The 11,227-nt window shown below is 72.6% G+C and carries 9 protein-coding genes; 5 read left to right on the top strand and 4 right to left on the bottom strand.

The window, feature by feature from the left end:
• Positions 1-58 precede the first annotated feature (58 nt).
• Both ABD841_RS04595 and ABD841_RS04590 read left to right on the top strand, forming a co-directional pair.
• Positions 59-985 (top strand): TolB family protein, encoded by a 927-nt coding sequence (locus ABD841_RS04595; protein WP_344968160.1) that lies wholly within the window; start codon positions 59-61, stop codon positions 983-985.
• 127 nt (positions 986-1,112) lie between these two features.
• Positions 1,113-2,897: an NAD+ synthase gene (locus ABD841_RS04590; RefSeq protein ID WP_344968158.1), complete on the top strand. Its 1,785-nt coding sequence runs from the start codon at positions 1,113-1,115 to the stop codon at positions 2,895-2,897.
• Between the two features lie 108 nt (positions 2,898-3,005).
• On the opposite strand, the gene ABD841_RS04585 is transcribed toward ABD841_RS04590, so the two are convergent.
• Positions 3,006-3,623, bottom strand: coding sequence for a TetR/AcrR family transcriptional regulator (locus ABD841_RS04585; RefSeq protein WP_344968156.1), 618 nt, complete (start codon positions 3,621-3,623; stop codon positions 3,006-3,008).
• Positions 3,624-3,630: 7 nt separating this feature from the next.
• Positions 3,631-5,193, bottom strand: coding sequence for an MFS transporter (locus ABD841_RS04580; protein ID WP_344968154.1), 1,563 nt, complete (start codon positions 5,191-5,193; stop codon positions 3,631-3,633).
• Positions 5,194-5,717: 524 nt separating this feature from the next.
• Here ABD841_RS04580 and ABD841_RS04575 point away from each other — a divergent pair.
• Positions 5,718-6,896, top strand: a complete 1,179-nt coding sequence (locus tag ABD841_RS04575; protein WP_344968152.1) for an ROK family transcriptional regulator — start codon at positions 5,718-5,720, stop codon at positions 6,894-6,896.
• A 10-nt stretch (positions 6,897-6,906) separates the two neighbouring features.
• Positions 6,907-7,887 (top strand): glycoside hydrolase family protein, encoded by a 981-nt coding sequence (locus ABD841_RS04570; protein ID WP_344968150.1) that lies wholly within the window; start codon positions 6,907-6,909, stop codon positions 7,885-7,887.
• Positions 7,888-7,965: 78 nt separating this feature from the next.
• Here ABD841_RS04570 and ABD841_RS04565 read toward each other — a convergent pair whose 3' ends face one another.
• On the bottom strand, positions 7,966-9,162 hold the full coding sequence (locus tag ABD841_RS04565) for an MFS transporter (RefSeq protein WP_344968148.1): 1,197 nt from the start codon (positions 9,160-9,162) through the stop codon (positions 7,966-7,968).
• A gap of 160 nt (positions 9,163-9,322) precedes the next feature.
• On the opposite strand from ABD841_RS04565, the gene panB reads away from it, so the two are divergent.
• Positions 9,323-10,171, top strand: coding sequence for a 3-methyl-2-oxobutanoate hydroxymethyltransferase (gene panB / locus ABD841_RS04560; RefSeq protein ID WP_344968146.1), 849 nt, complete (start codon positions 9,323-9,325; stop codon positions 10,169-10,171).
• 81 nt (positions 10,172-10,252) lie between these two features.
• On the opposite strand, the gene ABD841_RS04555 is transcribed toward panB, so the two are convergent.
• Positions 10,253-11,164 (bottom strand): threonine/serine dehydratase, encoded by a 912-nt coding sequence (locus tag ABD841_RS04555; RefSeq protein WP_344968144.1) that lies wholly within the window; start codon positions 11,162-11,164, stop codon positions 10,253-10,255.
• Between the last annotated feature and the right edge of the window lie 63 nt (positions 11,165-11,227).

The raw sequence follows: 11,227 nt of genomic DNA, 5'->3' as shown, positions 1-11,227 counted from the left end.
CCTTCTCCACTGCTCAGGGCTCTAACCATGCGTTGGAAACTCATCTGAGGAGATCTCCTTGAAGCACCGGGCCTTGGCCGCCGGCGCCGCACTCGCCGTGTCCGCCGCCCTCACCGCCACCCCCGCCCTCGCCGCCGCGCCCGCCGGACCCGCCGCGCCGGCCTCGTACCGGACGGCTCCCGTCGCGGGCGCCGTCTATTTCGGCTACCGGGGCGGCGGCGTCGAGGTGCAGGCCCACCGGGGTGGCTGGACCCGCCATACCGTCGGCGGCGCCGGCTTCGCCGGGCAGTTCGCGGTGGCGCCGGACGGCCTCAGGGTCGCCTGGATCGACGACAAGGGCCGCCTGCACGTCAGGGCCGGGAGCGCGGACAAAGTGATCGCCAAGGACGCCGCCTACGGCGGCCCCTGCCTGACCCCCGCCTGGACGGCCGACGGCAGGCGCCTGGTGTACCCGGTCAAGGGCGGCACCACCGCCACGACCGTGGCGGTGGTCGGCTCCGACGGCAAGGGCCGGTCCGACGCCGGCAAGACCCTCGGGCCCTGCCACCTGACCTGGTCCGCCGACGGCCGGACGCTCGCCGGGTACGCCGGTGACACCGACGGCGTCCATCTCCTGGACACCCGGACGCGCGTCTCCGGCCGCGTCCCCGGCATCAAGCTCGCCAACCACGTGGAGAGCCTGTCTCCCGACGCCCGCAGGGTCGTGGTCAACGCCATCGGCGCGAACGCCCCCGGCGGCGACGGCTCCTGGCCGCTGACGTTCACCCCGTCGATCCACGACACCAGGACGGGCAAGAAGATCGCCATCCCCGTCAAGGGCCGGCTGCTGGGCGCCCGCTACCTCCGCGACGGCCGCCTCGCCGTCCGCGTCAAGGGCGCGACCGCCAACACGCTGGTGGTCCTCTCCGCCTCCGGCAAGGAGCTCCAGCGCCTGGCGGAGCCCGCCAGGGCCCGCGCCCTCGGCCTGGTCGGCGTGCTGGAGTAGGCCCAGGCCCGTACGGCTGGGAAGGATAGGAAATGACATATCCCGCTATTGCGGGATATGTCATGAAAACGATCTGGTAAGGATCGCCTGGACGATGGCCTCTGTCGTGTCCCCATAAGATGGGCACGTGGCTCAACTCCGCATCGCCCTGGCCCAGACCAACCCCGCCGTCGGAGACCTGGCGGCCAACGCCGACAAGCTCGTCGAGTGGACCCGCCGCGCCGCCGACCGCGGCGCGCACCTGGTGGTCTTCACCGAGATGTTCCTGACCGGCTACCCCGTCGAGGACCTGGTGCTGCGCAGCTCCTTCGTGGAGGCCTCCATCGCCGCGGTCGAGGACGTCGCGCGGCGGCTGGCCGACGAGGGGCTCGGCGACCTCCCCGTGGTCGTCGGCTACGTCGACCGGGCCAACCTCGCGCCGCGTCTGGGGCAGCCCAAGGGCGCCCCGCTCGACGCGGCCGCGCTGCTCCACCGGGGCCGGGTGGTCACCAAGACCGCCAAGCACCATCTGCCGAACTACGGCGTCTTCGACGAGTACCGCTACTTCGTGCGCGGCGACCGGCTGCCCATCTTCCGGCTGCATGGCGTCGACGTCGCGATCGCGGTCTGCGAGGACCTGTGGCAGGAGGGCGGCCCGGTCGCGGTGGTGGCCGAGGCCGGCGCCGGGCTGCTGGTGGTGCCCAACGCCTCCCCGTACGAGCGGGACAAGGACGACGTACGGTTCTCCCTGGTCACCCGGCGCGCCCAGGAGGCCGGGTGCGCCCTCGCCTACGTCAACCAGGTCGGCGGCCAGGACGAGCTGGTCTTCGACGGCGACTCCGTCGTCGTCTCCGCCTCCGGCGAGCTGATCGCGCGGGCCGCGCGGTTCTCCGAGGAGCTGCTGGTCACCGACCTGGAGCTGCCCGAGGCCCGGTTCGGCGGTCTCGGGACGTTCCAGGTGGACGCCGGCGACGGCACCGTGATCACCGTGGAGCGGCTGGAGCTGTCCGCCTCGCCCGTCGAGCCGTACGAACCGGAGCCCCCCGCCATCGCCCCGCACCTCGACGACACCGCCGAGGTCTACGCGGCGCTGGTGCTCGCCGTCCGCGACTACGTCGCCAAGAACGGCTTCCGGTCCGTCATCCTCGGTCTGTCCGGCGGCATCGACTCGGCGCTGACCGCCACGATCGCCTCCGACGCCATCGGCCCCGAGCGGGTGCACGCGGTGCTGATGCCGTCGCGCTACTCCTCCGACCACTCGCTGGGCGACGCCCAGGAGCTGGTCGCCCGGCAGGGGATCAACGCCCGCGTCGCGCCCATCGCCGACATCGTGAACGCCTTCGAGAAGGAGATCGAGCTGTCGGGCCTGGCCGCGGAGAACCTCCAGGCCCGGGTGCGCGGCATGATCCTGATGGGCCTGTCCAACCAGGAGGGGCACCTGGTCCTGACCACCGGCAACAAGAGCGAGCTGGCCACCGGCTACTCCACCCTCTACGGCGACTCGGCCGGCGGCTTCGCGCCCATCAAGGACGTGCTCAAGACCCTGGTCTGGGAGCTGGCCCGCTGGCGCAACGCCCAGGCGGGCACGTCGAGCGATTTCCTGTACGGATTCGCGACCCCGCCGATCCCGGAGAACTCCATCGAGAAGGAGCCCAGCGCGGAGCTCCGCCCCGACCAGCGCGACACCGACTCACTGCCCGAGTACGACATCCTGGACCGGCTCCTGGACGACTACGTCGAGAAGGACATGGGCTCGGCCGAGCTGGTCGCCGCCGGCCACGACCCGGCCCTGGTCGCCCGGGTCATCCGCCTGGTCGACCTCGCCGAGTACAAGCGCCGCCAGTACCCGCCGGGCCCCAAGATCACCCCCAAGAACTTCGGCCGCGACCGCCGCCTGCCCATCACCAACCGCTGGCGGGAGACGGCCCCCTGACGAATCTCCCCCGCCCCGGGCCCGGCCTTCCGGACGGCCGGATTCCGCGGCTTTTCCGGTGCGACGGCGGGTGACCCGCCGAACGGCCGGACGGGCCGGGCAGGAGGCTCAGCGGGGGCCGAGGCCGGCCAGGAGGTGGTCGACGATCCGCTCGGCGAGCTCCTCCGGGATGTTCTCGTGCTCGCTCGGCTCCACGCTGCGGATGTACCACATCATGGTGCCGGTGATGGTCGCCATCGCGATGGGGATGTCGAGGTCGGCGCGGAGCTCGCCGGTGGCGACGCCGCGCCGCAGCAGAGCCGTGAGCGCGGCCCTGCGGGGTTCGATGGCCGCCTGGCGGATGCGCTCCACCAGGCGGGGGTGCCGTTCGACCTCGTTCATCGCGATGTTCATCACGCAGCGGCTGCGCGCGTCGCACGCGTCGTGCTGGAAGACCCGGAGGTAGGCGATCAGGTCTTCCCGGACCGAGACCCCCCTGGGCGGCGGCAGCGGCGACTTGAGGGCGGCCAGCGCGTCGACGAGCAGGTCCTCCTTGTTGGACCAGCGCCGGTAGATCGTGGTCTTGCCGACCCCCGCACGAGCGGCGATGGCCTCGATGGACAGGTCGGCGATACCGCTGCTCTCCCCGATCAGGTCGAGGGTCGCCTCGATGATCGCCTTCTCTGCCCTGGCGCTGCGGGGACGGCCCGCGGGGCGGGCCGTCTGCGTCTCGTCGGTGGTCGTCATCGCATGCCTACACTACTGCCGGTTCCTTGTCACGGCTCCCCTCGTCGGGGACGAGGGCCTCGGCGGCCTTGCCGGGCAGCCACCGGAACACCACCAGGGCCCCGGCCAGCGCGATCGCGGCGGAGACGAGGGCGGTGACGTGCATGCCGTCGACGAAGGCCAGCTTGGCCGGCTCGATCAGCGCCGCGCCACGCTCGCCGAGGCTCTGCGCCACGCCGAGCGTGCCGGTCAGCGACTCGCCCGCGATGTGCTTGAGCTGCTCGGGCAGGGCGGTCAGCGCGGGGGCGATCTCATCGCGGTAGGTGGCCGAGAGCAGCGAGCCGAGCAGCGCCACGCCGAGCGCGCCCGCCACCTGGCGGACGGTGTTGCTCATGGCCGAGCCGACGCCGGCCTTCTCCCTGGGCAGCGACTCCATGATCGCGGTGGTCGCGGGCGGCATGATGTTGGCCATCGCGGCGCCCTGGACGAAGAAGACGATCTCCAGCACGAGCACGGGGGTGTGCTCGTCCATCAGCGCGTACGAGCCCAGCGCGCCGGCCACGACGACCATGCTCACGGTGGCGGTCAGCTTGCCGCCGAAGCGCCTGGTCATCTGCTGGCTGAGCGGGGCGAAGACGAGCTGGGCGGCGGCGAACGGGATCATCAGGGCCCCGGCCTGCAGCGCGCTGAAGCCCAGCACGATCTGGAGGTAGAAGACCAGGAAGAACATCGCGCCCATCATCGCGAAGAACACCAGGCCGACGATGCCGACCGCGGTGGCGAAGCGGGGGTCGCGGAAGTAGGTGACGTCGAAGGCCGGGTGGTCGATGCGCCGCTCGTACCAGGCGAAGGCGGCGAGCACCACGACGCCCAGGATCGTCGGGACGAGCACCTCGGCGCTGGCGACCGTGGCCAGCTCACCACCCCGGATGATGCCGTACGTGAGGGCGACGAGGCCCACGATGGACAGGATGACGCCGACCGGGTCGAGCCTGGACGGCTTGGGGTCGCGCGACTCGGGCACGACGAGCCCGATGAGCACCATGCTGATCAGCACGATCGGCAGGTTGATCAGGAAGACGGAGCCCCACCAGAAGTGCTCGATGAGCAGGCCGCCGGTGATCGGGCCGATCGCGACGGCCAGGCCCACGCCCCCGGCCCAGACGCCGATCGCCTTCCCGCGCTCCTGGGGCGGGAAGACGTTGGAGATGATCGCCAGCGTGGCCGGCATGATCGCGGCTCCGCCGACGCCCATGAAGGCGCGGGCGACGATGAGCTGCATGGGGTCCTGGGCGTAGGCGCTGGCCAGCGAGGCCAGGCCGAAGAGGACCATGCCGATCATCAGCATCCGCTTGCGCCCGGTCCGGTCGCCGATCACCCCGAAGGTGAACAGCAGGCCCGCGAACACGAGGGTGTAGGAGTTGATCGCCCATTCCATCTCGCTCTGGGTGGCCCCCAGGCCCTCCACGGGATCGGCGATCGTCTTCAGCGCGACGTTGAGAATCGTGTTGTCGAGGACGACCGCCAGGAGGCTGAACACCAGCACTCCCAGGATCTGCCACCGTCTCGGGTGGCCGAGTTGCTGTTCCACAGAGGACCCCGTTTTTCGATACGCCATAGTTTCGAAACACTACCGTAGCGGCAATCCTTCCGATACGCAACAGTATCGTTTCGTATTCACCTCGGCGTTGACGGGTCTTCACGATCGGCGGGGTCGCACGGCCGGCCGGCGCGCGCCCGCCCCCCGCCGCCGAGGACGCAGGTCACCGGCGGCGGCCATCGGGGAAGACGAAGAGCATCAGGACGGACCGGCGGCCGCGGGCCTCGGACGAGTGATCACACCCTCGCCCCGGCCGGCCGCCGGCCCCGTTCACGACCGGCGGCGCACCCCGGGAAGTGCCGCGGGCCGGACGGGGCCATGGCGGTGTTCGCATGACGCCGGCGCCACGGGGGCGCGTGGCCGCGCCGGGCAGGCCCGGCACATCGATGCAGGTCGACGCGGGGCAGCCGCACCCCCGCACCTCGGGTAACGGTCGAATTACGCCTGTTGACGCGTGAAAATTCCCGGAGCTTTAATTTCTCAACCTTAGTTAGCAACTCCGGCCGAGGGTGACGATGATCGAAAGACGTACCCCCGTGCAGGACGTCCGGCGGCTGCACCGCCGCCTCGTCCTGCAGAGCCTTCGCGACGAAGGGCCGCAGCCCCGCTCCGACCTGGCACGCCGGCTCGGCCTGTCGGCCACCACGATGACCAAGGTGGTCGGCCAGTTGCTGGAGGAGGGCGTGGTCGTGGAGGAGGCGGCCGGAGGGGACGGCACCCGGGTGGGCCGCCCGCCGACCCGGGTGCGCCTGCGCACCGGCGCGCGGTTCGTCGTGGGCGTGCAGGTGGGCGCCGGTACGGTACAGCTCGGGCTGTGCGACCTGACGGCGAGGGTCCGGCGCGCCGGCTCGTTCTCCTTCGACCCGGCGGGCACCCCGCCCCGACAGGTCGTGACACGGATCGCCGAAGCGGTCGCCAAGCTGGTGAACCGCGCCGGGCTGCCGCGCGAACGACTGCTCGGCATCGGGGTGGCGGCGCCGGGTCCGGTGGACCCCGGCCATCGGCGCAACGTGCTGTCGGTGAACCTGGGCTGGCGGGACGTGGCGTTCAGCGACCCGCTGGAGTCCGCGCTGGGCGTGCCGACGGTCGTCGACCACAACGTGCGCTCGATGGCGCTCGCCGAGGCCCGCTACGGCCACACCGGGGACGCCGACCCCCTCCTGTTCGTGTACGTCCGCACCGGCGTGGGGGCGGGCGTCGTGATCGGCGGGCAGCCGTTCCGGCCGGGCACCTACGGCGTCACCGAGCTGGGCCACCTGCGGGTGGTGGAGAAGGGCCGCCCGTGCGTGTGCGGCGCGACCGGCTGCCTGGAGACCATCGTCTCCGAGCCGTACCTGACCGAGCAGCTGTCCATGCTGCTCGGCCGCGCCTCCGCCCGCCCGCTCGCCGACCTGGCCGGGCTGGCCGGCGCGGGCGACGCACGCGCCGTGCCGATCCTCGACGACCTGGTGGACCACCTGGCCACCGGGCTGGCCAGCGCGGTGAACCTGCTCAATCCGGAGCTGATCCTGCTCGGCGGCATCTTCGACACCGCCCCCGAGCAGATCTTCGACAGGATCCGGGCCGCCCTGCGCGCCAAGGCGTTCCCGATCCTGCGTGACACGGTCCGCGTGGAGCGCTCATCGCTCGGCGCCGACGCCGGCGTCGTCGGCAGCGCCGCCGTCGCCCTGGACCGTCTTTTCTACAACGCATAGAGGAGTTCCGTTGCATCGCGTCCACCTGCCCCTTGCCCCGTTCGACCCGACGGCCGGGACGGTGGTGCTCACCCCGGAGAAGAACGAGCCCGGTTACTGGGTCGGGTGCGCGGGCGTGCTGCACGACGGCGAACGGTACTGGCTCACCTACCGCCGGCGCCGCCCCCGCGGCGCCGAAACCGAGCGGGGCTGGCGCTGCGCCGTGGCCGTCAGCGAGGACGGCGTCGGCTTCACCGACGTCTGGTCGGTGCACAAGGACGAGCTCGGCAGCTCCTCGATGGAGCGCTTCTGCCTCACGCCGACGGACGACGGCGGGTTCCGGCTGTTCATCTCGTACGTGGACCCGGCGGACAACCGGTGGCGCATCGACGCGCTGACCGCCGAGGACCCGTCGAAGTTCGACATCGCCACCCGCCGCCCGGTGCTGACCGCGGCCTCGACCGGCACCGAAGGCGTCAAGGACCCGTACGTCATGCGGGTCGGGCCGGTGACGTACCTGTTCGCCAGCTACGCCGAGCCGCTGACCGGCCCGGCCCCCGAGGCGCACAGCACCGGCGACATCTACAACGTCGGCGCCACCACCCATCCCACCGGCCTGGCCACCAGCCTGGACGGCGAGACGTTCACCTGGCACGGCACGGTCCTGCCGGTGGGCGAGGGCTGGAACCGCTACCAGGCCCGCCTGAACAGCGTCGTCCCGGTCCAGGGCGGATACGTCGGCTTCTACGACGGCTCGGCCTCGCATGAGGAGAACTACGAGGAGCGGTGCGGGATCGCCGTCTCGGCCGACCTGTTCACCTGGCACCGGCTCTCGGACGACGGGCCGTGGGTCACCGCGCCGCACGCCTCCGGCTCGGTGCGCTACCTCGACGCCCTGGTCGTCGACGGCGAGTGGCGGCTCTACTACGAGATGACCCGCGCGGACGGCGCGCACGAGCTGCGCCTGACCCGCGTTCCCCCGGGCCGGCCAGGCGCGGGAGCAAGGCGGTGAGGTCCACCGCGCCGGCGCGCCGAGGCCCGCCGGACGACTCGGCCGCCAACGGCTCCGGCGCCCCCCGCGTCCCCGCCCTCAGGCGGCGGCCGGGACCGTCTCCTCGGCCGGGGTTTCCGTACGCCGCCAGAACGGCAGGGCGACCAGCACCATCACCACGCAGATCGCCCCGGCGGCGGCGAAGGCCCAGCCGGGGCCGGGGCCGTCGATGACCGCACCGGCGATCGGCGACGAGATGCCGCCCCCGATGAGCAGCGCCGTGCCGTGCAGGCCCATCGCCTCGCCGCGCGCCCCGGCGGGAACCCAGCGGCTCACCGTGTCGACCGTGGCGGACAGCGCCGGGGCGCACAGCACGCCGGCCGGCAGCACGGCCAGGATCAGCCAGTGCCAGCCGCCGCCCACCAGCCCGACGGGAACGGTCAGCAGCCCCATGGCGCCGATCAGGACCAGCGGCGACAGGCCCCGGGGCAGCATGCCGTACACGAAGCCGCCGAGCAGCGAGTAGGCGCACCACAGGGCGATGGCGAGGCCGATCCACGCGGTGTCGCCGGCTCGCTCCATCGTCGCCACCAGGGAGAGCTCGGTGGCGGCCAGCACGAAGGTCGCCGCGGCCGTCATGCCCAGCAGGCCGAGCATGGCCGGGGTGAGCCACTGGCGCCGCGAGACCTTCCCGGCGGGCTCCTTGAGCTCGTCGGCGGAGCGGATGGGCGGGTTCAGCGCGAAGAGCGCCGTCCCGGAGGCGACCAGGCCGAGCGCGACCAGGCCCATGGTCGGGATACTGCCCAGGGCCGTCACCCCGGCGATCGCCAGCGCGGGCCCGGCCATGTAGGAGAGCTCGACGATCATCGAGTCGAGGGAGAAGCCCAGCCGGCGCTGTTCGACCGGGACCAGCGCGGCGAGACACTGCCGGATCACGCTGAACACCGGCAGGCTCAGCAGGCCCGCGGGAACCGCGGCCGCCAGCAGCACCGGGAACGGCATCGCCCACGCGGTGGACCAGAAGGCGAGCTGGGCGAGGGTCGTCACCGCCAGCACCGGCCGCAGGCCGCGCCGGTCGACGAACCTTCCCGCCAGCGGGGAGCCGACGGCCATCCCCGCCGTGGCGGCCGCCGTCACCAGGCCGGCCGCGCCGTACCCCAGGTCGAGCTCCCGCACGACGTGCATCGTCAACGTGATGGCGACCGCGGTCGAGGGGATGCGCGCGAGCATTCCCACCAGCAGCAGCGAGCGCACACCCGGGACGGCCAGCAGCCGACGGTAAGGTTCCAAAGCCATTGTTATTACTTACCTCCGGCAGCATTGTGTCGTATGCCACCGGGACGCCCGCCACCGGATTACCGCACGATCCGGGTCTGTTGCACCTTTCGAACGCGTGCCATCATCGGAACCGTCCGGGGACGCCACTGGGGCGCCTCGAGACTTTTCTGGAGGTCCCATGTCCTCTCCGTCCGTCACCAGCCGGCCCACCACCCTGTACGGCGGCCAGGCTGGTCGAAGGATCACCGTGCGCGACATCGCCGCCGCCAAGGAGCGCGGCGAGCGGTGGCCGATGGTCACCGCGTACGACGCGATGACCGCCCGGGTCTTCGACGAGGCCGGCATCCCGGTCCTGCTCGTCGGCGACTCGGCCGCCATGGTCGTGTACGGCTACGACTCGACACTGCCCGTGTCGGTGGACGACCTCATGCCGCTGACGGCGGCCGTGGTGCGCGGCTCGTCCCGCGCGATGGTGGTCGCCGACCTGCCCTTCGGCTCCTACCAGTCCTCCCCCCAGCAGGCGCTGGAGACGGCCGCCCGGTTCATGAAGGAGGCCGGGGCGCACGCGGTGAAGCTCGAAGGCGGACGCCGGGTGCTCCCGCAGGTCGAGGCGCTGGTCTCGGCCGGCATCCCGGTGATGGCCCACCTGGGGCTGACCCCCCAGTCGGTCAACACGCTCGGCGGCTACCGGGTCCAGGGCCGCGGCCAGGCGGGTGACGAGCTGATGGCCGACGCCAAGGACCTGGAGTACGCCGGGGCCTTCTCCGTGGTCCTGGAGTGCGTGCCCACGGACCTGGCCGAGCGGGTCACCGCCTCGCTGTCGATCCCGACGATCGGCATCGGCGCGGGTCCCGGCACCGACGCCCAGGTCCTGGTCTGGCAGGACCTGATGGGCCTGACCGCCCACCCCGCCAAGTTCGTCAAGAAGTACTTCGACCTGGCCCAGGAGATGGACCGCGCGGTACGCGCCTTCGCCGACGAGGTCTCCACCGGGGCCTTCCCCACCCCCGAGCACAGCTACCGCTGATCGCCCACCCCCGGGCCGGCGACCGCCCCGGCCCGGGGCCCCGCTCCGTGCGGGAAACCCCGGGCCCTCCCGCGGGGAGGGTCAGGTCAGGGTCGCGGGGTCGGTGTTGGCCCCGCAGACGATCACGGCGACCCGTTCTCCCGGGGCCGGGGTGTAGGCGCCGGTGAGCAGGGCCGCGTAGGCGGTGGCGCCCGCGTGCTCGGCGGCGACCCGGTAGGCCCGCCACATCTCGCGCCGCGCCCCGACGATGGCCTCGTCCGGCACCAGGAGGCTGCGCACCCCCGCGGCGCCGGTGATCTCGTAGGCGATGTCGCCGATCCGGCTGGCGCCCAGCGCGTCGGCCGCGACCCCGCCGACCTCCACCGTGACCGGCCCGCCGGCCGCCAGGGCCCGGTGCAGGGTGGGGATGAGCTCCGGCTCGACGGCGACCACGCGGGCCCGGCCGTCGACCGCCGCGGTGATCCCGGCGATGAGCCCGCCGCCCCCGACGGCGACGAGGACGGTGTCGACTCCCCCGGTCTGCTCCAGCACCTCCAGCCCGACCGTGCCCTGCCCGGCGACGACCTCGGCCTGGTCGTAGGCGTGGACGTCCAGCGCGCCGGTCTCGCCCGCGCGCTTGGCGGCGGCCTCGTACGCCTCGGCGTAGACGGCGCCGGTCTGGGTGACCTCGGCCCCCAGGGCCCGCAGCCCCTCGACCTTGACCGGGCTGGCGACCGTCGGCACGAAGATCTCCGCCCGGACGCCCAGGCTCCGCGCCACGTGCGCCACCGCCAGGCCGTGGTTGCCGCCGCTGGCCGCGATCAGCCCGGCCTCGGGCAGCCGCCCCGCGGACAGGGCCCGGTTGAAACCGCCCCGCGCCTTGAACGATCCGGCGTGCTGCATCCCCTCCAGCTTCAGGAAGAGGCCGGGCGAGACCTCCAGCACCGGCGTCCGCCGGACATGCCCGGCGATCCGCCCGGCGGCCCGCTCCACGTCCCCGATCGACACGCTCACACGCGCCCCTTTCGAAAAGGCGACCGTCCGGCCTTCGCGGCGGTCCTGCGCCGCAGTGTAGGG

This window comes from Streptosporangium fragile (genome assembly GCF_039534445.1).
Classification (GTDB): domain Bacteria; phylum Actinomycetota; class Actinomycetes; order Streptosporangiales; family Streptosporangiaceae; genus Streptosporangium; species Streptosporangium fragile.
Note: the sequence above shows the minus strand (reverse complement) of the source record. Positions and strands in the feature narration are given on the sequence as shown.

Coding starts and splice junctions, on each gene's coding strand:
- ABD841_RS04585 (WP_344968156.1), bottom strand. CDS start 3,623: ATGACGACCACCGACGAGACGCAGACGGCCCGCCCCGCGGGCCGTCCC.
- ABD841_RS04575 (WP_344968152.1), top strand. CDS start 5,718: ATGATCGAAAGACGTACCCCCGTGCAGGACGTCCGGCGGCTGCACCGC.
- ABD841_RS04565 (WP_344968148.1), bottom strand. CDS start 9,162: ATGGCTTTGGAACCTTACCGTCGGCTGCTGGCCGTCCCGGGTGTGCGC.
- panB (WP_344968146.1), top strand. CDS start 9,323: ATGTCCTCTCCGTCCGTCACCAGCCGGCCCACCACCCTGTACGGCGGC.